The organism is Enterococcus sp. C65 (assembly GCF_040887165.1).
GTDB lineage: Bacteria > Bacillota > Bacilli > Lactobacillales > Enterococcaceae > Enterococcus_B > Enterococcus_B hirae.
On sequence record NZ_JBFOFG010000001.1, the window covers coordinates 357477 to 381847 of the forward strand.

The 24371-nt window shown below is 35.0% G+C and carries 20 protein-coding genes; 9 read left to right on the top strand and 11 right to left on the bottom strand.

The genetic code is table 11. The features are described 5' to 3' along the window. Positions 1-61: 61 nt before the first annotated feature. From AB3I12_RS01535 to AB3I12_RS01575, 9 genes are all read left to right on the top strand, one after another. Positions 62-1099 (top strand): Gfo/Idh/MocA family oxidoreductase, encoded by a 1038-nt coding sequence (locus AB3I12_RS01535; protein WP_063627107.1) that lies wholly within the window; start codon positions 62-64, stop codon positions 1097-1099. 158 nt (positions 1100-1257) lie between these two features. Beyond that, positions 1258-1551, top strand: a complete 294-nt coding sequence (locus tag AB3I12_RS01540; RefSeq protein ID WP_034697939.1) for a hypothetical protein — start codon at positions 1258-1260, stop codon at positions 1549-1551. A 171-nt stretch (positions 1552-1722) separates the two neighbouring features. Then, complete coding sequence (locus AB3I12_RS01545; protein ID WP_010719176.1) at positions 1723-1953, top strand: hypothetical protein; 231 nt, start codon at positions 1723-1725, stop codon at positions 1951-1953. Between the two features lie 170 nt (positions 1954-2123). Then, positions 2124-3068 (top strand): L-lactate dehydrogenase, encoded by a 945-nt coding sequence (locus AB3I12_RS01550; protein ID WP_063627106.1) that lies wholly within the window; start codon positions 2124-2126, stop codon positions 3066-3068. A gap of 272 nt (positions 3069-3340) precedes the next feature. After that, positions 3341-3823, top strand: coding sequence for a hypothetical protein (locus tag AB3I12_RS01555; RefSeq protein ID WP_053766033.1), 483 nt, complete (start codon positions 3341-3343; stop codon positions 3821-3823). A 301-nt stretch (positions 3824-4124) separates the two neighbouring features. Continuing rightward, on the top strand, positions 4125-4655 hold the full coding sequence (locus AB3I12_RS01560) for a hypothetical protein (protein WP_063627105.1): 531 nt from the start codon (positions 4125-4127) through the stop codon (positions 4653-4655). Between the two features lie 1050 nt (positions 4656-5705). Continuing rightward, the gene (locus AB3I12_RS01565) at positions 5706-6227 is read left to right on the top strand and encodes a hypothetical protein (RefSeq protein WP_063627103.1); all 522 of its coding nucleotides are present in this window, start codon (positions 5706-5708) and stop codon (positions 6225-6227) included. A 545-nt stretch (positions 6228-6772) separates the two neighbouring features. Beyond that, positions 6773-7480, top strand: coding sequence for a hypothetical protein (locus tag AB3I12_RS01570; protein WP_063627102.1), 708 nt, complete (start codon positions 6773-6775; stop codon positions 7478-7480). A 214-nt stretch (positions 7481-7694) separates the two neighbouring features. Further along, the gene (locus tag AB3I12_RS01575) at positions 7695-7892 is read left to right on the top strand and encodes a hypothetical protein (RefSeq protein ID WP_155727568.1); all 198 of its coding nucleotides are present in this window, start codon (positions 7695-7697) and stop codon (positions 7890-7892) included. 825 nt (positions 7893-8717) lie between these two features. Here the strand turns inward: AB3I12_RS01575 and AB3I12_RS01580 are convergent. From AB3I12_RS01580 to trpX, 11 genes are all read right to left on the bottom strand, one after another. Further along, positions 8718-9734, bottom strand: coding sequence for a hypothetical protein (locus tag AB3I12_RS01580; RefSeq protein ID WP_063627100.1), 1017 nt, complete (start codon positions 9732-9734; stop codon positions 8718-8720). Positions 9735-10244: 510 nt separating this feature from the next. Continuing rightward, complete coding sequence (locus AB3I12_RS01585; protein WP_368015460.1) at positions 10245-11975, bottom strand: hypothetical protein; 1731 nt, start codon at positions 11973-11975, stop codon at positions 10245-10247. Between the two features lie 88 nt (positions 11976-12063). Further along, positions 12064-13737: a hypothetical protein gene (locus AB3I12_RS01590; protein ID WP_063627098.1), complete on the bottom strand. Its 1674-nt coding sequence runs from the start codon at positions 13735-13737 to the stop codon at positions 12064-12066. A gap of 105 nt (positions 13738-13842) precedes the next feature. Continuing rightward, positions 13843-15555, bottom strand: coding sequence for a hypothetical protein (locus AB3I12_RS01595; RefSeq protein ID WP_063627097.1), 1713 nt, complete (start codon positions 15553-15555; stop codon positions 13843-13845). A gap of 555 nt (positions 15556-16110) precedes the next feature. Then, positions 16111-16395, bottom strand: a complete 285-nt coding sequence (locus tag AB3I12_RS01600) for a hypothetical protein (protein WP_174270245.1) — start codon at positions 16393-16395, stop codon at positions 16111-16113. A 102-nt stretch (positions 16396-16497) separates the two neighbouring features. Further along, positions 16498-18687: a type IA DNA topoisomerase gene (gene topB / locus AB3I12_RS01605; protein ID WP_063627096.1), complete on the bottom strand. Its 2190-nt coding sequence runs from the start codon at positions 18685-18687 to the stop codon at positions 16498-16500. A 264-nt stretch (positions 18688-18951) separates the two neighbouring features. Then, positions 18952-20139 carry an LCP family protein gene (locus tag AB3I12_RS01610; RefSeq protein ID WP_063627094.1) on the bottom strand — a complete coding sequence of 396 codons (1188 nt, stop codon included), beginning with the start codon at positions 20137-20139 and terminating at the stop codon, positions 18952-18954. Positions 20140-20266: 127 nt separating this feature from the next. Next, positions 20267-21130: a shikimate dehydrogenase gene (locus AB3I12_RS01615; RefSeq protein WP_063627093.1), complete on the bottom strand. Its 864-nt coding sequence runs from the start codon at positions 21128-21130 to the stop codon at positions 20267-20269. 265 nt (positions 21131-21395) lie between these two features. Beyond that, entirely contained in the window at positions 21396-22166 is a 771-nt protein-coding gene (locus AB3I12_RS01620) for an ABC transporter ATP-binding protein (protein ID WP_010719188.1), read from the bottom strand. A gap of 2 nt (positions 22167-22168) precedes the next feature. Next, complete coding sequence (locus AB3I12_RS01625) at positions 22169-23050, bottom strand: ABC transporter permease (RefSeq protein WP_010737553.1); 882 nt, start codon at positions 23048-23050, stop codon at positions 22169-22171. Then, positions 23047-24087, bottom strand: coding sequence for a tryptophan ABC transporter substrate-binding protein (gene trpX, locus AB3I12_RS01630; protein WP_063627092.1), 1041 nt, complete (start codon positions 24085-24087; stop codon positions 23047-23049). Before trpX ends, AB3I12_RS01625 begins: the two co-directional genes overlap by 4 nt. Positions 24088-24371: the final 284 nt, after the last annotated feature.

The window sequence follows — 24371 nt, forward strand, 5'->3', positions numbered from 1 at the left end:
TTTTAAAGGGACCAGTCATTTATACTGATAGTAGTTAAAAACAAAAATTGGAGGAAAACGTATGTTAACAATTGCCTATCTAGGAAATGGAAAAAGTACCAACCGCTATCATTTACCTTTTTCACGAAAACTAAAAGATAAGATCAAAATCAAAACGATCTTTTCACGTTCAGAACCCACTTGGGAAACATTTGAGGATATCCATTACACCAATCAATTGGAAGATCTATGGAACGATCCAGAAATCCAACTAGTTGTCATTACGACTCCGAGCCAATTTCATTATGAATATGCTAAATTAGCCTTAGAGCATGGAAAAAATGTCCTGGTTGAAAAACCGTTTGCTGAAACTTCCGAAGAAGCAAAAGAGTTATTTGAGCTAGCGAAACAAAAAGATTTATTTATCCAGTGTTATCAAAATCGTCGTTTTGATTCTGATTTCTTGACCGTACAAAAAGTGTTGGAAAGTGGAAAATTAGGCGATATTTTAGAAATTGAGATGCATTATGATTATTTCAGACCTGAAGTTCCTGAATCGGCAACGGAATTTTCAACAGTCAATAGTTATCTCTATGGTCATGCTTGTCACACAGTAGATCAAGTAATTTCTTACTTTGGCGAACCAGATGACATCCACTATGATGTGCGCCAATTATTAGGAATGGGACGAATGAATGATTATTTCGATTTAGATTTTTATTATGGAACAATGAAAATCTCTGTCAAATCAAGCTATTTTCGTATTAAGGAACGCCCAAGCTTTGTGGTTTATGGGAAGAAAGGGATGTTTGTAAAACAGACAAAAGATCGCCAAGAAGAGCATCTTAAACTATTTTATTTCCCAGACCATCAAGATTTTGGTATTGATTTACCAGAACACTACGGCACACTTACCTATATGGACCAAAATGGAAACTACCATGAGGAAAAAGTGATTTCTGAAGTAGGGGACTATAGTCGGGTCTATGAGGGCGTCTATGAAACACTCATAAACGGAGCCGAAAAAGTAGTGAAAGACGAAGAAACACTTCTACAAATGAACATTTTAGAAACAGGGATCAAAGAGATCCAGGAAAAAGAAGCGCAAGCAAACAAATAAACCATTCGCTGTTTATGATCATTCTGAAGGATTAAGCAAAGATTGATGAGAAACAAAAAAACAAAACCATTAAAATATGATGGGGAGGACACCTCATGTTTTGACAGTTATTTTGTTCTTATGTACTATAAAATAAATAACTGTAAGGAGGAATTCTCATGACAAATTATAACGGCGAAAAAGGCAAACGTTTAAGAGGTTCGATGGCGCCTAAAACCGATGATGAAGTAGCATTAGCAGGGACAAATTCTGGTGAAACAGAAAACAAACAAGAATCGTTATCTGGCACAAACTCTGGCGAAGCCAAAGATGTCGCTTTATCTGGTTCTAATTCGGTTGAAGAGGAAGAACCAAAGAAACCGAATGCTTTTGAAAAAGAAGTGGAAAAATTAGCGGAAGAAGTAAAAGAAAAATTTGAAGAATTGACATCTAAAAAAGATACTAAAAAATAGATTTGTCAGTTGCTAGTGACTCTATGAAAAAGACAGCTTTTACGCTGTCTTTTTTTATCCAAAAACTATTTTTCCGATTTTAGAAAAAAATGGTGCCTGCGCTTACCTTCTTTGTATTATGCTTTATTTATGAGAATAATTTTTTCTCAGCTAAACATTAGGAGGTAATATATGGAAAATTTTGGGTTACAGTTAATCAATTCGAGTGTGCTTGGACAAACCGATTTCATAAGTCTATTTACGACTTATTTATCAGATTATATGTATTTGTTCTTAGGTGGAGCCGTTCTATTTGTTATTTTGATGTTGTTATTAAGTAAAAAAATGTCCGATAAGCCTGCAAATAAAAGCGGATCTTCAAAAGGTGCTTCTAAGCAAAGCCAATATAAACGAATGAAATAGATCTTAGTTTACTTTGAACAGATTGTTAGTTTACTAATAATCTGTTTTTTTGTTATAACTATAAAAAAATATTATAGTAACTATAAATATCATTATATTGAAAAATGTTTCTATCAGAACTATAATTTTCATGAAAATAACATATGAGATGAAAAGGAGCGTGTATCAACATGAGAAAAACCAGTAGAAAAGTAGTGATCGTTGGAACAGGCTTTGTGGGAACAAGTATTGCTTATGCCATGATCAATCAAGGAATTGCGAATGAATTAGTCTTGATCGATGTCAACCAAGAAAAAGCGGAAGGGGAAGCTTTAGACCTTTTAGATGGTATGGCATGGGGTGAAGAGAATGTTGCTGTTTGGTCAGGTGATTATAGCGAATGCAGCGATGCCGATCTAGTAGTAATCACAGCAGGTATCAACCAAAAACCAGGACAAACTCGTTTAGATTTAGTGAAAACAAATGCTGGAATCATGAAGGATATTGTTCGACAAATCATGGGAGCAGGATTCAACGGAATATTAGTTGTTGCTTCTAATCCAGTAGATATTTTGACTTGCATTGCGTGGAAAGAATCAGGGTTACCTTCTTCTCGAGTAATCGGAACAGGAACAACATTAGATACAACTCGTTTTAGAAAAGAAATTGCCTTGAAACTTTCTGTCGATCCTCGTAGCGTTCACGGCTATATTTTAGGTGAACACGGCGATTCTGAAGTAGCAGCTTGGTCCCATACAACAGTTGGCGGAAAACCAATCATGGAATTTGTCGAAAAAGATCATCGAATCGAAGAAAAAGACTTAGATATCATTGCTGATAAAGTTAAAAATGCTGCCTATGAAATCATCGATCGAAAAAAAGCGACTTATTATGGAATCGGTATGAGTACAGCACGAATTGTCAAGGCTGTATTAAACAATGAACAAGCTGTATTACCAGTTTCTGCTTATTTATCTGGTCAATATGGAGTGAAAGATATCTTTACAGGTGTTCCATCCATCGTTGATGAAAAGGGTGTAAGAGAAGTTATTGAATTATCAATTACACCAGAAGAAGAACAAATGTTTAAACAATCTGTCAATGAATTAAGAAACGTATTAAACACCGTGAGATAATTGAATGAAAATAAAAAGGAGAACGAGCAAAATGCTCATTCTCCTTTTTATTTTTGTTTTAGAAAAAATAGTTCTCTAGGAGAAAGTGAATTGTAATAAAATGGTAGCATATTAGGTAACGTTTTTGGGAAATGCATTTGAAACAACAAGAAAAAAATGAAGGAGGTGATTGATTTAAAACAGAATAAGATTATTTTTTTAAATTAGATGCAATAAATATTCTTTCTTTACTTATGATTATTTTATTCTAGAAAAAGGAGATAAGTACTATAATGCCTAAAGATAATGCTGAGTTGATAAAAAAAGAAATTGAATTACGTTCAAAAATTGCTGGGGCAAGTGCTAAAGAAAATTTTTATAGTACCATGAGAGTGAGGGTTGAGCCACTAAAAGGTATGGATAGATTTAATCTTTCTAAACGAAAAGAATACCGAGATATAAAAAAATTTATAAAAACTATAGAAAAACATACTAAAGAAGCATCGTCAAACAAGGAGGGTTATATACAACAATTGCAAGAGTTAGATAAACAACTTAAACAAGGAACTCTTCGGAATTTTGAACAAATAAGAGGAAAATCTAAAGAAGAAATTACTATATTACCAGGTTCTACTCATAATATGAATAGAACGCCTACTAGTCCACCTCGGGCATTTGAACAAATAAAGGGAGGCTCAAAATCACCTGCTCCATTGCCGCATTCAACCCCTAATATGGATAGACCACCATCTTTGCCACCTAGAGTTGGAAGATAGACTTCATACATAAATAAGAAAAAAGAAACGTATTAAACACTGTGATATAATTAAATAAAAAATAAAAAGGAGAATGAGCGTTTTGCTGCTCGTTGTCCTTTTTATTTTTGTTTTAGAAAAAATAATTCTCTAGTAGAAAGTGAATTGTAATAAAATGGTAGAATATTAGGTAAATTTTTTTGGAAATTCAATTGAAACAACAAGAAAAAAATGAAGGAGGTAATTGATTAAAAGCGTGATCAGCTTAAAAAGAATAAAAGACGACTGGTAAAATTACTAAATAAACGAAAGGAGATAGTATATGGAAAAGCAGAATACTCAGGAGTCAAAAAGCGGATTAGAAGAATCTGCAGTTCAACAAGATATTCACTCTATACATACAGAGCAAACCGTATCTGATAGACAACAAAAAGATCAATCGGAGATGATGTATGTAAAATTAGTAGGTTTGCCTAAAGCGGATGTCAACCAGATTTCAGTAACTCCAGGAAAAAGAGTTCAGCCTGTGTACAAAACTCCAGAGCAGTTTAAAGCTTTTTTGAGTGAGCTTATAAAGCCATCAACAACATCGTCACATTCTTATGAACATCTGCTTCCAACACAAGGAGCACCTGCTTCGCTACATCAGGATATGGATCCAGCTCCACCTTTATCGCTTCGAAGTAAGAAGCCAGCTCAGAAATTCAATAAAATAATAGATAGAAGTAAAAATGTAGCCACAAATAAAATGAATGGACAAGCAGGAATTTTTAAAAATATCACGTCCGAGATAGTAAAAAATGAGCATTTTCGCAGTCAGAATTCCATGAGTGACCTATTTACCTATGGCTAAAGGACAATCTGCTGAGCATTCCCGGGAAGTAACATCCAGACAGGGTAGAGAGAGGCCTGAAATGCAATTAGGAGGAACTATGGGAGAAAAGAACGCACAGATTATGAAAAGGGTGAAAAATCAAGTAAATGAGGTAATAAGTACTATAGGTAATAGGTGAGAGCTTCTTAAAAATTAGATTGAAGATGAAAAGAGGTGAGTTGGATAATATATAGTTTGTTTATAATTTAAGACATAAAGAGGAAAGGAAGAAATTTAATGCCAAGAGAAAATATCTATACAGAAGATCCAACAATAAAAAAGAAAAATGCACAGTCTAAACAAGGAGTACCTGCTTCACTACATCAGGATATGGAGCCAGCTCCACCTTCACCAGTTCCACCTTCGCCGTTTCGAAGTAGTGTACTTCGAAATATGAAGCCAGCTCCAACTTTACCACCTCGGGCGTTTGAACAAATAAAAGATAGCGCTATGGGAGTCCCAAAACCACCTGCTCCATTGCCGCGTTCTACCCCTAATATGGATAGACAGCCCACTAGTCCATCTCGGGCATTTGAACAAATAAAAGATAGCACTATGGGAGGCTCAAAACCACCTGTTCCATCGCCGCGTTCTACCCCTAATATGGATAGACCACCTGTTTTGCCACCTAGAGCTGAAAGATAGACTTCATACATAAATAAGAAAAAAAGAAACTACTTAGCATAATATATAGAAGAGAAGTCATTGAATTATCAATTACACCAGAAGAAGAAATGTTTAAACAGTCTGTCAATGATTTAAGAAACGTATTAAACACCGTGAGATAATTGAATGAAAAAAAGGAGAATGAGTGTTTTGCTCGTTGTCCTTTTTATTTTTGTTTTAGAAAAAATAATTCTCTAGTAGAAAGTGAATTGTAATAAAATGGTAGCATATTAGGTAAAGTTTTCGGGAAATGCATTTGAAACAACAAAAAAATGAAGGAGGTGATTGATTTAGAGCGTGATCAGCTTAAAAAGAATAAAAGATGACTGGTAAAATTACTAAATAAATGAAAGGAGATAGTATATGGAAAAGCAGAATTCTCAGGAGTTAAGAAGCGTATCTGATGGGCAGAAAAATACTTTAGACAAAGATCAATCGAAGATGATAGATGCAGAGCTAGTAGGCTTGCCTGAAGGAAGAGTTAAACAGAAACCGATAAATAATATAGGGGAGTCCCTTAAAAAGAATAAGTTAGACATGGATGAAAATACGGGATGGGGCACCACAGAGAGATACTCTGAAAAAACACAACCTAATCCGCAAACTAACAGCCATTACAAGTCTTTTTTAAATGAACTTATCCGCAAATCAGCGGAAAGAAAGAGTGTACAAAATTCAGCAAATGGGGTAGAGACTGACAATATCTTGAGCAGTGGGAATTCTCAGTCCGTTATGATAAATAAATCTCTGTATCATTTGAATGGACGAGCAGGCATTATTACAAATGTCACGCCCGAGACAAGACACAATATTGATAAAACTACTGGATCTGACACCAATATAGCTTCTCCCGTTTCACAGACTTCTTATAATATCAATAGGTAACCTGCATGGTCGGTTGATGAGATAAACAATTGAAAAAATAATGTAAAAATTTAAGGAGATGATTTAAATTTAAACGTCATCAGCGCCGTATGAATCAACTAAACGCACTTGCAGGGCGTAGGCCGGATCTGTATCACGTTGATCATGTATATTTGATTTTATATGAGGGGATATTACATAGAGCTGCGATAGGCATATTTCTGGAAAACACGAGTATGAAAAAATTATAGATGAAAATGATTCTCAAAAAAGACAGAACGTGGACGAACAACAGAGTGAATTTTTATTATGTTAAGGATCTACTTGGCATAATGTATACAATGTAATCAATTTTTAGTGACTCGCTACTTGTATAATAGTGGTGCACTGATCCCTACAGTGTATAATAGAGAAATGCTATATCAGAAATACGATACATTTTTTGTTTCATTTAGATCGGCAGGGATTTAATTTTATGTTAATTTTTCTAATTCAGGGGAAAACAAGAAACACCATTATTGGTTTTTCTTATTTATAATTACAAATAAAAATAAAGGAAGAAAAAAATGAAAGAATTACAACCTACAAATCCTGTTAGCGAACAAGAATCACAAACTACAAATCCTGTTAACGAACAAGATATCGAAGATCGTATAAATCAAGTTTTGCAACAAAATGGTGGGAATCGTCCAATAGTATCAAGAAATATTTTTTCTAGAAGTAAAAAAACATACTTAGATTTCTTAAACAAGATAGAATCGCTTGGAGATGACCCACACAGTCAACGTTTAATAATGTTGCTTGAAGAAATGAACGAAGTTAACAAAAATTTAAACAAAAATGACTTTAAAGGCCTGTACCTTAGAGATCGACAAGAAATTTACGAAAACTTTATTAAAGAAGCAGGATCAGATGTTTCAGAAATATTATCCTCTCAAAAAAAATTTCGATATAATGACGCTCTTAAAATAGCACTAGCCGGACTGTCTGCCCAAGATAACTCAAGCCCAAAAGAAGAATTGTCTAAAGAAAATAAAGCATGGGTAAAATTTTTTTCTCTATTCAATGAAACGCAACGTGTTTGGATAAATGGACCTGCTCCAATACAACCTGATCATGACGACAACATTAAAAAATTACAAAATCAATCAAAAAAATTTGACGAAATCAGAGCTATGAGGAAAGTCAAGAAACTTTCCGAAAACGAACAAAATAAAGCAATCAATAAAAACCCTTCCAAAGAAAAATCAGAAGGTTCTTTCGTAGAAAGATAGAATTCATACATAAACAATAAAAAATAAAGAAAGAGCGACTAATCTGTATGTCTAGTTGCTCTTTCTTTATTTTTTATTTTACTCTTTTTATTATTTCTTCGGTAAAACTGTCAAATTAGATTTATTCTCTAAATTAAAGTTGTCAGATGGATTTTGTTTAATAATTCTTCATTGTACAGTTCAAAATCAAAGAAATCTCTCATTGAAATTCCTAATGTCGCTTTATAGAACTAAAAAGTGGGTAGAAAAACAAGTATCGGTATCATTAGCGGTCTTAGACGAGTGTTGGAATGATTCAGGTTGTTATGTCGCTGGTTTGATTGCTAACGGACGTAAACGTATGACAAAACAACACAAACAAATGATCGAGAATTATAAGAACGCTGTTGATATGATCTTTAGTAAGGAGTGACTTGTATGAAATTGAAATGTAAAGATTGTGATTGTAGTATGGAAAAATGTATCTCTTTGTGGAAAGATCAAAAAAGTGTTGTCCAGATTATGATTGTTTTATTGTAGAGAATGTCACATGTGAATATTGTGGAGTTTTTGTTTCTAATTTTGTAAATTATGGATATGGACTTTTGCAAATCATACTATATAGGCAGATAAAAAATTAAATCGTATTTAAATCTTGTCAAACACGATTTAATTGATATTTTATAATACAAAATAATTTTAAAATTTTGCAATGGTTCGAAAGAGTCATTTTTTTATCTTTTTAGTTTGATTTCGGTTTGATAGGGGTTTAATTCACTTTGAATCTACTTTGTATAATATATATTATGTAAACTAAAATATAAAATTTTTATTTCCTTCCTTTAAAAAGCCACAAACCCTCTCTTCTTGCTATTTATTCTATTTCTTTTTACCAGATAGTATAAAAACGATTCTTTTCTTGTTCAACTAATCAGTTATATATATACGCATGCATAAACCATTTAGAATTAAAGCTATCTAGAAATCATTCACACCAAAAATAGATTTTGATGTGAATTTATCTATCCATATTTTGTTAGAGCAATGATTGATAGATGTATCCTAGAAAGTAGTGTTTTATCAGTTGATTAATATACCTTTAAAGTGTAAGAACGATTATATGGGGTTATAGACTGTTAAATAAGACTATGATTTATAGCAATCATTCATGCTATTTTAAGAATCCATTTGCATCATTATTGTGCAACAATTCAACTTAATTTTTAAAGAGATACTATAATTGAGGAACATTAGTTTTTTATCTGTCTATATTAGTATAATTTAGTGATGTCAAAGTCAAACTAGGAGATGTTTGTGCATTTCTTGCTTTAGTAGCTTTAGTAGCTTTAGCAGCTAAAGAGCCCTGTGTAAGATTGTTTTCTGGTTTGTTTTCCAAAATTTGTTTTCTTTTAACTATATCAACTACTTTTCGAATCGATTCTAAACATTTTTCATCGACTCTTACGGCTTGATTTTCCCCACATTCTTTCGGTAAATTTTTCAGAAGTGCCACATCGTTCCATACAAAACTTCGATTAATTTCCTGCACTCCTTCAGCAATTAAGGTCGCCCGCCCCTTTTCATGGTCAACCTTATATAGGTTATTGTTCCCAAAATATAGTAATGGCTCGTCTTTGTCATAACCGCTCTTGTTTTTAGCATCTAATGGATAATATACTACCGGTTCATTTTTACTCAGCCATTCCTGAAGTTTACGTTTTGAGTGATCAGTATGTTGTACCTCTCCATCATTTTGGTGATGTTCCTGGTCTTTATCGTTTAAAGAACCAACTATATTTATTAGTTCATTTTCTTTTTCTGTTGTCACCCATATAAACCGTGATTTTTTTCTATTAAACAGTTCGTCCAGACCAAATTTAATTAAGGTTGTTTCTTGATTCTGTTGTTTATTGTCTATGACTAGTTTTGTTGAACCGTCACTAAATTTAACGTTACTCGTAATCAATTTTCCATGACAATTTAAGTAGGACTTTTTTTTATTAACAATTTCCTGGCTTGAAATGATCTTATAAAGCTTCTCCTCTTTATGATCATAATATAATAACTGATTTTTCTCGGTATTTTTCGATTTTTTGGGCAGTTTCATGTGTAGTTGTTCATGAAAGTCGTTCTCGTCTCTCTGATCAAATTGCTGATGAAACCTTAACCCATTCTCCTGTGTTAAATGTTTATGTTCTTGGATTTGATCAGCAGAAAATGCCAGAGATAAATATCGTTCCTCTGGTGATAATTTGTCGCTTTTCCTCATCGTCATATTCCCTCTCCTTTTATGGCCTTGTATAAAAGTTCGTTTATTTACAGTCGTACTAGTTTTCTTTGCCTTTTTCAAGTAATTACTGAAACAAACAGCTTTTATCCGCTTTCCATTCTATATCTACACTTCAGCTAAAATAAAACTTTTATTTCAAAATGACAAAACAAAAAGGTCAGTGATTCTAATTTTGTTATCTGAAGATAGTCTATTCACCTACATACAAGACGTAATCACATATTTTTGAACGATCATTCGTTGAATCATTCTATCCAAAAACTAATAAAAAAACATCAAAGATAGTAGCTACTACTGCCTTTGATGTCCTTAAACACGGTTAGAATATTCTATTTTCTAGTAAATAGCTCAGCATAAAAATAGCAAAAATTAAATAATCATGGAAATAAAATTTTTTGTACTAATGTTCCCCACTTTAAGGCTACCACATAACTAGTAAAGCAAATAAAAATCACTCGTTCTTCTTATTCAATAAATCCGAATGCTACAATCATTTTATCTAGTTGGGGCTTCATTACTACCTTTTTGAGGAGGTTGCGGTGCAGGACGCTTTTGAGTGTGTCCAACAGTGTTGCTTTGAGTATTGCTACTAAGTTCGTGTGATGCTTTTGCGTGTGTTGTCAAATCAATCAAATTTCTACCTTGAACGAAGTTGTTTATATTCGCTATGTCTAAGAATTTCGTGGCATTCTCAGCAGAGAGACTCCATATCATGGCATCTTTATTAGACGTCTTTGGTAATTTGTCTGCAATTACTTTATCCCCTAATTTGAGCTTGCCGTCTTGAAAATGTGCATTATCAGTAATCAGGATAGCTTTTTTTCCTTTATGACTAACTAAATATAAATTGTTCTTATTCAACAAAAGTGTACACGAATTTACATTTCTGTTTTCATGCTCTCGGGGTTTATGTAAATCTCTAGGAGAACGCTTTTTAGGAAAATGTTTCTTGGCCTCATTCAAATAATTGATGTTCTTTTCAACTTCTCCTTTATCTATCCATATAAATCCGTTTGACATCTTTGATTTAAGGAATAAATTTATTTTTACATTTGTATCCCAGTCTTGGACTGCAATATGTTTTGCATTTGGTGAATTATAGAGATCCTTATCAGCAAGCAAATAAGCATTTTTGATTTTCACATTCTTACCATCTTGAGATTCAATCTCTAATTTATATAGTTTATCCCTCATGGTCCCTTCTTTATAATAAAATAGATCTTTCTGTTTATTGTGACTTTGATTTTTTGGTATTGATAATGATGAAAATGCTCTAACATCAACCTTAATCCATGGTTTACTCTTTATCTGTTGTCTATCTTCCATCATTTTAAACCCATTTAGCCGCTGATTAATCTCTTCTAAAGTAAGCGAATCTACGTACATCGTTGCCGTTCTATCTCTATTTTTACCCTCCCGAGTCCAACGTCTTTGAATGAAATTATTTGTATCAACCGTTGTCACATTGGAAGGCGAGAACAGATCAACTCTCAACCCTTGACTATTTCTTTTATAATATATCCCTTCTTTCTCTTCTATGTTATCTGCGAGGAGTTTCGACTTGCTGCTCTCAGTGTCCAATTGATAAAGTTTGCCTTTATGTACCATTAATTGAACATTTACACTAAGATCGGATGACGTACGCTGCGGGATTCCTATCTTGAGATTTTTACCAATGTAAGTTTCATCTGGTTCTGTTATTGTACGTGCTGTTCTCTCGGCTTTTTTTGCTTTTTTGTATTCGTTATCCTTTTTGATAATATCGTATACTACGCGTGAATGAACAAATAACGATTGAGCGTCCTTTGAGGGATTATTCTCCATTTCTACAGGTCCAATTAAATTTTGGTAGCTATTCTTTTCTTTACTTCCTTGCGTCAATTCACCATTTATATACTCTACATCTTCAGCAATTACATAAGCTTTTTTTTCTCCTTTTTGTGGGTCCAAATTTTCTATGAAATAAAGTTTCCCTTGGTATAAACATAATAGTTTATCTATTGGATCACCTTGGTGAATATTATCTATTGTTTTGCTTGGTAATTTTACCTTATTGGGCAATTGGGAAAACTTATTTCTATAGGTTGAAATTATATCAACCAAAAATACATGCTCGTTCACCACAATATTTTTATAAGGCTCTTTGTTTTGGTCTTCTGCGATTTGGTCCTTAGAAAAATTCAGATGATTATATAGTTCCTCTTTGCTCATGTTATTTTCTATCATAGAGAGCACACCTTTCTATTTATTGTTTTTCTAAAAAGATCATTTGTTTAATATCTGCAAGAAATAATCCTTCAATAAATTTCAATAATTACCTAGATGTTCCAGGTCTTGCTCCGATTGAAACGCATGAACGAGTTGGCATGTCCTGCTCTTGTACACCATGAGCGTGGTTTTTGATTTCTTTTTTTGCGTGCTCTTGCAAAGCAACTATAGTATTAGACCGAGTAATGTTCTTCGCTTGGATTATCTCCGCTATTTCCCTGATCTCAGAGGCGACATAGGGCGGGATTCTCCATTTCATGTTTTCATTAAATGGTAAGCTGTATACGAGTACTTGACTTCCTGATTTGAGCTTTTCATTTTCATAATACACATTATCAGCAACGATTATAGCCTCCTTTAGTCTATGATTAACTAAATACAAAGTGGCATCTTTCATCAAAAGTGTATGTTTATCCGTATGTCTGTTTTCATGAGTAAAAGTTTTCTGGGCTTCAACAAAATACGCCACTTTCTCTTCTATTACCCCTTTTGGCGCCCACATCATTCCGTGTGACAACTCTGCTTTAGCGAATAAATCTAATTTTAAATCTTTTCCAGAATCCTTCAATGCAAGACGCTTTGCATCTTGCAGATCATAGATGTGTTTATTAATAAGCAAGTGAGCTTTTTTAACTTTCCCATGAACGTTGGTTTCTAATTTATAAAGAGCTCTTTTATTTCGATCGTAATAGATTAGGTCTTTATCATTCTGAGGAGTCGGACTCTCTGGTATTTTTAACGATGAAAAGTCTTCAGGATTCACCTCCAACCATGGTTGACCTGCTATCTGGTCTTTCTTTCCCATAGTTTCAAAATCTTGCAAATTCTGATTAATCTTCCCTAGAGTATGCGATTCCATATGGATTGTTTCAGTTTTATTTCTTTTTTTATTCTTAAAATATTTTTTTAAAATATTATTTTTTTGAGCCTTTTCAACATAACCTTGAAATAGCTCCACTCTCAGACCTTGCTCATTTCTCTTGAAAAAATGAACACCTCGACGTTCTACTTTATCTGCGAGAAATTTTGACTGTTTATTTTTAGGGTCAATTTGATAAAGACTGCCTTTATACAACATTAATTGAACAGTCATTTTGGGATTACTTGATGTATACTTCGGGATCCCGATCTTAAGTCCTTTACCAATGTAAGTTTGATCTGGTTGCGCTATTCTACGATCTACCCCTTTGCTATTTTTTGCTTCTTGGAAAATTTCATTATTTCTGATGATACTACACACTAAATCCGGATGAACAAACATCGTGTGAGCACCATTTGTCTTATTTTTTGTCATCTTTGCATTAGTAACTAAATTTTGGTAGATATTAAACTTTTTGTTTGCTTGGAACAAGCGGTTTTTTCGATAACTTACATCCTCAGCAATTACATAAGCTTTTCCTTTTTCTTTAAATTGGTTCAAATTTTCTATGTAATAGAGTTTGCCTTGGTGTAAGTATAATAGTTTATCCCCTGGCTCACGATGATGAATCCCATAGATTTTTTCGCTTGGTATTTTTATATTATTGGGTAATTCGGAGAAAACATTTTTATGTTTTGAAATAAGATCATCCAAAAATATATGATCGTTTCCCTTAATCCATTCATGCGTTGCTTGTTGTTGGTCTTCTTTGATTTGCTCCTCAGAAAAATTTAGCCGGTTATACAGTTGATTCTCACCTGTTGACGTGGGGTCTTCACTTCGAATATTTATATTATCCATAGTGATTACACCTTCCTATCTAAAAATATACTTTATTTAATGCATTTTTAATAAGAAACTCTCGTTCTTCTTTATAATGCAATAAATCCGAATACTATAATCATTTTATCTAGACGTTCCCACAGGTCTGTCGGAAAGAGTCGGAGCCATACGTGTCTTTTTTGGACTATTTTTAGTAAGGGATTGAGTTTGGTTTTGAACATTTTTTTCAGTTTTAGTGAAGTTTTGTGCGTGCATTGTTAAACCTTCTAAAGAGTTTCTTGTTTGAACGATGTTCCTCGATTGGTTTATTTTTGCTATTTCAAAAATTTTAGAAGCTTTGTATGAAGATATTGGCCATTTCATATTTTCATTATGCGATAAGTTGGATAAGAGTATTTTATTATCTGATTTGATCTTACCATCTTCAAAATTGACATTAGCGGCAACATTCATAGCCACCTTTGATCTATGATCAACTAAATACAAATTGGTATCTTTCAACAAAAGTGTATATACATCTTTGTTTCTATTTTCATGAGTAATCATTTTTTGGAATTCAATAAAATGCGCCACTTTCTTTTCTATTTCCCCTTTTTGTGTCCACACCAATCCGGAAAACAACTTTGGTACAGGAAATAAATTCAATTTTATACTTTTATTGATATCGTTTAATGCAAGTTCGCTTTTATGAAGTTGTTTATCAAGGTGTTTATTAGTAAGCAAATAAGCTTTTTGGACTTTCCCACGATCGTTAATCTCTAACTTATAAAGAGCACTTTTGTCGTAATCATAATAGATTAGGTCTTTATCGTTGTGAAGGTTTGGATCTTTTACTATTGTTAACTTCTTTAACGATGATATGCTATCAACATCCACCTCAGGCCAAGGTTTACTTTCTATCTGTTCCTTCTTCTCCATATTTTTAAAATATTGTAATCGCTGATTGATGTTCTCTAGGGTATCAGCTCTTACATACTTCGTTTGAGTTTTTTCTCTTTTTTCTTTAGTAAAAAATGATTTTATCAAACCTATATTGTGAGACTCTTTAAGAGTATTAGGTCTGAATAGCACCATTCTTAGCCCTTGCTCATTTCTCTTATAGATTGTTCCATCTTGAAATTTTACGTTATCTGCGAGTAGTTTTGACTGTTTATTTTGGCGGTCAATTTGATAGAGCTTATCTTCATGCAACATTAATTGAACTTTCATTTCCGGATCCCTAGTGCCATATTCAGGGGTCCCTATCTTAAGACGCTCACCAATATATGTTGGATCTGGTTGTGCTACTGTACGAGCTATCCCCTGAGTTTCTTTTGCATTTTCGAAAATTTCATTATTCTTGATAATATTGTACACTAAACTTGGACTAGCAAGTAACGTGCGAGTACCATTTTTCTTATTTTTTGTCATCTTAGTAAAATTAATTAAGGTTTGGTTGATGTTATGCTGAATGCTCGCTTGGAACAATCGTTTATCTCCATACCATACTTCCTCAGCAATTACATAAGCTTTTTTTTCTCCTTTTTGTGGGTCCAAATTTTCAATATAATAGAGTTTGCCTTTGTGTAAGCATAGTAGTTTATTCATTGGATTATCATCATGAATATTACGTATTTTTTCGCTTGGTATTTTTATATCATCGGGCAATTTAGAGAACTCATTTTGATGGTTTGAAATCATACCATCCAACAATATATGATCATTCACATCAATACGTTCACCTATTTTTTGTTGTTGATCTGTTTCGATTTCTTCTTCAGAAAAATTCAGATGTTCATACAGCTCCTGATCATTCGTTAACGTTGAACCCTCGATTTGATTATTTGTTTCCGGCATAATGATTGCACCTTCCTATTTATGTTATTTTTTGCATAAAAAAATAATCATTTGTTTAGTTCTTAACCTTATTAAATATCTGGCATATAAGATTTTGTCGAAACAAAAGATTTTTTAATGCGCTTTTATTTTATAATTATTATTAGTGAGAAATAATCCATTAATTTCCATAAATAGAAATAAAAAGCACCACAAGAAATAACTTGTTATTCTCTAATATTTTTGAATTGTCGTACCCACTTCTTCGAGCTTTAGCTGTTAACTTGTCTAAAACGACAATTTTCATTCTTAAACATCTAATGTTCAAATCTTATAATCACTAACAAATCAATAACCGACATATTCACTATTGTTATAAGTAAGTGAGCTTAATTCCTTGATAATAAACGGACTTAACCTAGCATTTCCAATAAAAAAAGATCTTAAAACACAAATGTGTTCTAAGATCTTTAGTTATATATTTTACTAATTTATCATGATACTTTTATGATAAAGAAATTTAAAAGTGAATCATCAAGCTCTATTATAGCTGTGAATGTGGTTTATTTCCGGTAATCAACCAAAATACTGATGCCATAATTGTGTCAATACGGGTAGAAAGTAAATGATTACTAGTGCTGCGATGACCATCAGTAATTGCTTACGTTGTTTCTTTCGTTTCAATAGACTACTTGTTTTGTGTAAAAAGTATGTGGCACTTTTCGCTCCAGCTGTTAGTGTTGATAGTAGCAGTGTAGGTGAGTAAGCCGTAGGGTCTTTCGTGATAGACAATAATTTCGTACCATATTCTGGATATTTCAATAATGCTTGATAAACAGCAACGATCGTGATCGTTCCCATCAAATAATTTAACAATGAATGAACTTTTTTCAAACGTTTAAACTCCTTATTTATAAATCGTATGTTATTTTTGGATAAATAAACCAACACTTTTCGGAATAATTATTTTTCTTCTTTATTTTTTTCTCCTGATTTTTCCATCCACGGAAAAGAAAAACCGATCGAATAATCTGCTTTTAGTTCTAGTACCGCATCAAACTTCCCTTTTTTGCCAGTCAACCCTTTAACTACTTTACTAGTCTTACCTTTAGACAATAATTCCCGCATCATCGTTTTCGTCAGCTTCTTCTTTGCAATCGTTGGCCAAAGTTTAAAATCACAAGAAGCATTGGTACAAGTTGCTACTTTTGGATACAACATGACGATCCCTTGTTTACACTTTGGACATCTGCCTAGTTGATCATTTTTCTTCTCCAGCGCTTTGATTTGGCGCGTTCCAGTGATTTCTTCAGATAAATCGACTGAAGTCAGTTGTTTTGGCACGGATTCGAGTAAATGAAGGATGAATTTTTTGATATTTGCTAAAAAGACTTCGGGTGTGCCCTCATTGTTACCGATCTTTTTGAGGTATCCTTCCCACTGAGCAGTCATTTCCGCACTAGTCAACAAAGGTTCTTGAGCGACCGCTTTACAAAGAGTGATTCCTTTAGCCGTAACAGTGATTTCATTTTTAGTGACCTCGATATAGTGACGTTGCTTTAGATTTTCAATAATATTGGCCCGAGTCGCTTCTGTTCCGATTCCCTCAACTTCTTTTAAGATTTCTTGTGCTTCTTCATCATCCAATGTTTTCCCTGCCGTTTTCATCGCAGTGATCAGTGTTCCCTCATTGTATGGTTTTGGTGGTTGTGTTTCTTTTTGAATACTTTTCAGATCAACGCCGACCACCTGACCTTTTACCACATCTGGTAATACTTGGACTTCTTTCTGTTTGCTTTTGGTTGCCAAGATCATTTGCCACCCTTTTTTGATTGGGATTTTCCCTGTACTTTTTAAGCGAAGTTCTTGGACACCAGTATAAATCGTTGTTTCTTCATATACATAATTTTCGGCAAACATTGCCATAGTCGTTTTCGCTACTTGTAAATAGATGGCTTGTTGCAGACGTGATAATTGCGCAAAACGTTCCTTGGAAGGTATCGTTTTTGTTGGAATAATTGCATGGTGTTCTTGGACTTTTGTCGCATCAACATATCTTTTTTTCGACCATGTTTCAGGAGTCTCTACGCTGCTGATCCCTAAAAAATCTTTATAACGTACTAGGTTTTTCACCAAGTAGTGATGTTCATTTTCAGTAATGTAAGTAGAATCTGTCCGAGGATAGCTTAAAAATTTCTTTTCGTAGAGCCCTTGGGCAGCATCTAATGTCGCTTTGGCACTCACCTTCATCAATTGGTTCATTTTTGTCTGGAGGCTAGATAAAGAAAATAAACGTGGACTACTTAGTTGTTTTTCTTTTTTAATCACCGACAAGATCTGTCCTGATTGCTTCCCTAGATGCGCGCCTGATTTTTCAATTGCTTGATGTAGTGCTTCGAGGGTTTTAAAATTCTGCTTGGGATCGATTTTCCCTGTAAACCGACCATCATCACAACTGATCGTCGCTTCTATTTCATAGTATGGTTCTTTTTTGAAGTTTTTAATCGTTTCTTGTAACTGATAGATCATATATAAGGTTGGCGTTTGGACACGTCCTAAAGAAAAGCTGCCATCGATCCCTTTTTGTTGCAGTAAGAGACTGTATAAGGGGCTCCCGTTCATCCCGATCAACCAATCCGCATTCTGTCTAGCTTTCGCTTCTTTATATTTAGGAAAATAGCTCTCGCCTGGACGAAGGTTTTTAAAGCCTTCATAAATCGCCTCTTTTTCCAGCGAATTGATCCACAAACGCTGATACTTTTTGCTTTTGGAGAAGGCTTGTGCTTGAATGATAATCGACCAAGCAATGGCTTCTCCTTCACGGTCTCCGTCTGTGGCGATAATGATCGTATCTGCTGATTGTAATTCCTTTTTGACGATTGAAAATTGTGCTTGTTTTTCTTTCGGCACTTCATAGCGGAAGGTTTCTGGGAAAATTGGTAAGTTAGCCAAGGACCATTTACTCCAGCGTTCTTCATATGCACCAGGAGGGACCATGTCCACTAAGTGACCGAATCCATAAGTAATCGTTACTTCCCCACTAAACAACGGATCAACGATCTCATAATACCCTTCGTGACGTATTCGTTTCTTAAATGTTTCAGCATAAGCTTTTGCTTGGGAAGGTTTTTCAGCCAGTATAACAGTTTTCATTTTATCCCCTCCATGATTCTCAGTCTTAGAACAGACTTCTTTATTATGGAACAAACATTCGCATATGACAACCCAAAAACTATTTTTTCAAAAGAAAAAAACGACTGAAGACCCTTGTCTAACAGTCGTTTTATGAACTTAGCTTTTACAATTGGTGAAAATCCCAAGTGTTGCATCGTCCACCTATTAAAAATGGAGGGCTTTTACCTAAACGAAGTGAAATAGATGATTACAGAGAGTAACTTCCTATTTCTTTTCTTCCATTTATTTACTTAAAAAATCACTGATTGCTGCACGATTGGCGTCATTGTCGATCACCAAAATACTTCCGGCATAACTACTGTTTCCGAAGTTCCATGAACCTTCAACAGGCACGCTTAAACGATCCACACCACCGACACCTCGAGCAATCGACAAGAGATTTTTGATAATAAAGAATGATGAAACATCCGTTGAGGTATAACCAATGGCTTTTCCGGCAGCGTAAGGGGCACGAATCAAGTTTAGGGGATTTTTTAGCTGACTAAAAATCGTATTCATGACTTGTTGTTGCCGTCTTACTCGACCAAAATCGCCTTCTTCGTCTTTTCTAAAACGTGCATACTGTAAAAGTGTATGACCATCCATTTTTTGGACACCTTTTTTGATATCGACACCATCCAGATTCAAATCTTTCTCTGCATCGATCTTGATACCATTCATAAACAATGCATCGACCACTTTTTCAAACGATTTAAAATCGACTTTTGCGTAATACTGGCAATCAAGTCCAAAATTTTCTTTGATGGTTTGACGGACCAGATCAGCACCGCCATAAGCATAAGCTGCATTGATCTTATTTTGACCAACTCCTGGAATTGTTACAAAACTATCACGCATAAATGAGATCAATTTTGGTTTATGAGCAGGTCCATCTAACTGTAACACCATGATCGTATCTGCACGACCAGCATCCTCACCTCTAGTGTCACTACCTAATATCAGAATATTATGTGCGCCACTCGAAGACTGTACACCATCAAATGATTCCGTTGTAACACTCGGCAAACTGGTATCATGTTCTGCCATGGATTTCCCGACAAAAAAGGAAATGACTGAAAATAAGAATAAAAATAGAATAATGCCTAGAATGATTTTCCCCCACGAACGTTTCTTTTTTGGACGAACTTCTTTTGGCTCTTTCTTCCTCTTAAAAAAGCTTTTCTTCGTTTGATTAAATCCTTTTTTGTTTCCTGCTTTTGCATAGGAATAAGGGGTTTGATAGTCATTAGCTTGTCCTTCTCTGGAAGAATAAGAAGATTCCTGATCAGGTTGATAGATCCGAGTAGCTTCATCTCTTGGATTATTCAACGCTTTGTCCTTTTGACGTTCACGTCTAAAAAAACCGGTTGATTCTTTTTTTAGTGGTTTTGCTTTTTTATGGATGTTCTTATAACGATCCATCCGACTCATTTTGTTTCCTCCCTGCTATCTGTACAAGTAAATAAAGGATACGCTATCTTCTTGATAAAAACAGCTATTTGAAGCACAATTTAATAAAAAATAACGAAATGAGACAAGCCATTACACGTAAAGCGCATCACACTTCTTGTTCTAATCGTTCTCGTATGTTCTGGACTGGCATTTCTCGATGTGTCCACAGTTCAAAAGCAATTGCTCCTTGATGAATCAACATACCTAAACCATTATAGGCTTTGATTCCCATTTTTTTGGCTTCTTGGATCAAACGTGTCTCACTAGGGGAGTAGATCAAGTCAAAGACGGCTAATTGCGAATGCAACAACTTTACATCAGCAATCGGTAATTGGTCTTTCTTGCTTCCCATTCCGATATCAGTTGCGTTGATCAATAGATTCGCCTGACTCAAATCTAATGCCAGTTGACTTTCGTCCGCATAATCATGTAATCGGATGGGACAACCTGTTTTCTCAGAGACTTTCGCAAAATACTCTTTTAGTGGTAAAAAAGTGGCATTCAAACGTTTGTAGATCGTGATTTCTTGTGCGCCTTCTAGTGCCATTTGTACGACAATTGCTTTTGCTGCACCACCTGCTCCCAGAACAACGATTTTTTGATTTTTGATTGGATGCCCCGTTTCGTTGACGGAACGTACAAATCCCATACCATCTGTATTGTAGCCAATCAAACGTTGCTCCTGGTGAACGATCGTGTTGACCGCTCCGATCAATTCCGCTTCAGGGCTTAACTGATCAAGGTATGCCAAGACAGCCGTTTTATTCGGCATTGAAACATTTACGCCCAACATATCTAATGTGCGGATACTCTCAACGGCTTGTCTTAGGTTCGTTTGATCTACCTCAAAAGCTAGATAAACGGCATCAATACCCCAATGTGAAAATGCCAGATTGTGCATCAACGGTGAAAGACTATGAGAAGCAGGCTTTGCAAAAAAGCCTGTGAGTTTTGTTTTACCAGAGATCATCTTTTTCCTCCTTATAAAATAAAACAACCATCCAATCCTCGTAAACATGACACGAGACATCAGATGGTCGATTGTTTAGTTCTGTTTCTTGTGCTTTTTCTTATGTCTATGATTGACGAGTCTTTCTAAGTTTAAAGGAGGTATGAGAAACTTGTCAACATGATTGTCAAACAAGCGGGGCCTCTTTCTCATTCATTTAAAACAAATCAATCTACTATAGGCATACTAGGCATAAGTAAAAGGAAAAGCAGTCAGTAATCAAAAACTAATCTAACACTTCTTCAAAAAATTGTAATAGATCCGCTAGTGACAATTGCTCTTTTTCTTCTTTAGACAAATCTTTCACGATCCGTCCTTTTTGTAAAACGATCAGACGATTCCCATAATTCAAGGCATCTTCCATCCGGTGGGTGATCATCAAGCACGTCAAGTGTTGTTCAGTAATCCTGCGATTGGTTAATTGCATCAATGATTTGGCAGTTTTAGGATCGAGTGCTGCTGTATGTTCATCTAATAGCAGCAACTCAGGCGCTTCAATTGTCGCCATCAACAAACTCAATGCTTGGCGTTGTCCTCCTGATAATTCACCAGCTGGCGTATCTAGATGCTGCTCCAACCCATTTCCAACTTCTTGACACAATTGATAAAATTTTTCTCTTTGGTTCTTTAGGTTACGGAGACGAAGGGGTCTTTTCTTTCCTCTTTTTTGAGCCAAAAGCAAGTTCTCTGCTACTGTCATCCTTGGAGCTGTGCCCATCTTAGGATCTTGGAACACCCGAGAAAGAAAAGAAGCCCGTTTTTCTTCTGTTTCTTTCGTGATATTCCGCTCTTTAAAAGCGATCGACCCTTGACTTAATTGTAATGTTCCTGCGATCGTGTTGAACAGCGTACTTTTTCCCGCACCATTTCCACCAAGGACCGTAATAAAATCGCCTTTATTGATTGTCAAATCAATTCCATCTAATAATACTTTTTCTTCATTCATGCCATTGCTAACGACTTTTTTTCCATTTTTAATTGTAATGATCGCTGTCATGGTCAAACCTCCTTCTCAAAACCGGTTTTAAGTTTCAATGCTTGTTTTAACTGAGGAATCATCAAACAAATGGCTAAAATAATAGCGGAGAAGAGTTTGAGATATGTTGTGTCAAACCCAAGTTTAATGACGATCAGGATCAATAATTGATAGATGATGCTTCCCACGACAATGGCAATCAAGCGTTCTGCTAACGTTAATTCGTGGAAAATCACTTCTCCAATAATGATAGAAGCTAGCCCGATCACGATGACACCAATTCCTTTATTGACATCGGCATACCCATCATTTTGTGCAATCAATGCACCTGATAAAGCAATAACACCATTTGAAAGAGTCAATCCTAAGATTTTCATTCGATCTGTTTTGATCCCTAAGGAACGAGCCATCGTTTCGTTGTCTCCTGTCGCGATATACCCTTGACCTAAATCGGTATTGAAAAAGAACAGTAAGACACCAATCAAGAGACTTAATGCAAGCAAGCCAAGTAACACGGTATCAAAATAGTCAGGTAAATGAAGACCATTGAACGTATCTTGTAAAATCGAATGATTCAATAAAGAAAGATTTGGTGTGCGCATCACGAATAAAATCACCGAGTTTAATCCAGACATGACTAAGATTCCGGCAAGGATCACGGGGATCTTTCCTTTGGTATACAACAGCCCCGTAACTAGTCCGGCAAGCATGCCTGCACCCACGCCAAGCAGTGTTGCTAAAACTGGTGAGATCCCATGAGTGATAGCTGTCACACAAACTGCTCCACCTAATGGAAATGATCCTTCAGTCGTCATATCAGGAAAATCCAAAATCCGATAAGTCATAAAGATTCCTAATCCTAAGATTGCCCATAACATCCCTTGTGAAATTGCTGATACGATCATTGTTCATCCCCCTCGTCTTTCGGTTCTTCTGAAACATTTTTAGCTTCTTGCTTTATAGAATCAGGAATCGTGATCCCTAATTTTTCCGCCTGTTTTTCATTGATGATGACATCGCCTTTATCAAAGACGTAAACAGGTGTCGTTGCTGGTTTTTCTTTTCCTAGTGCAAGCATCGCCGCCATTTTCCCACTTTGAACACCTAAATCATATTGATTGATCCCAATAGTTGCCAAGCCACCTTGTTCGACCATTGAATCAACTGAAGGGATCACTGGGATCTTCGCTTTATCGGCTTCTTTTACCACTGTCTGCATAGCATTAGCAATTGTATTGTCTAAAGGAACATAAATGAAATCCACTTGTTGACTCATCACTTGGACAGTTTGGGCGATTTCATTCGTAGAAGGTACAGCATATTTTACTGAAGTCAAACCTGCTTTTTGAATCGCTTTTTCTGCTTGGCTTACTTGGTATTTTGAATTATCTTCTGAAGAAGCGTATAAAATCCCGACTTTCTTCGCATTCGGCAACAATTCAGCGCCTAACTTGATTTGCGCTTCAACAGGAGGCTGATCAGATACGCCTGTGATGTTTCCACCTGGTTCTTTTAAAGAGTTCACTAAGCCGGCACCAACTGGATCTGTGACCGCACCTAAGACTAATGGGATCGTATTCGTTACATTAGCTAAAGATTGAGCAGCCGGAGTAGCGATCCCTACTAGGACATCTGGGTCAGCTTGTACTAATTGTTGACTCATAGTGGCTAATTTACTTTGATCTGCTTGCCCGTTTTGAAAGGAGATCGTTAAATTTTTTCCTTCCTCAAGCCCTGATTGCTGGAGACCGTCTTTGATCCCACGGTAAATTTCATCTAATGCCGGATGGCTCACATATTGCAAAACCCCAACGGAAACAGTTTGATCCGTTTCTTTTGGTTTCGATTCAGTAGAAGCAGGCGTTATTTTTTCATAAATAAAGGTTCCTACTAAGTAAAGCATAATAAGTGCAACAACTGTGATCAAACGTTTATTTTTCATTTTTCTTCCCCCTCATTCCTTTAATCATCATTATTCAAGTCTGGTTTCTGACACGAACTGACAAAAAAAGACAATCACCCCAACGGTAATTGTCTTCTTACATACAAAAAACCGCATAGATCGAATCTATGCGGTAGTCAAATTTCTTGTCCAGCATAGATACAAATTTTAGATTTGTACTCTAAAAAGTTGTATCTACGGTCAAAGTTCGCCATCAATACAACTTATCTACGCCAGTTACGCCAAGCTTGAGTTGTTCCTGCTAAAAATTGGTTTGATAAGTT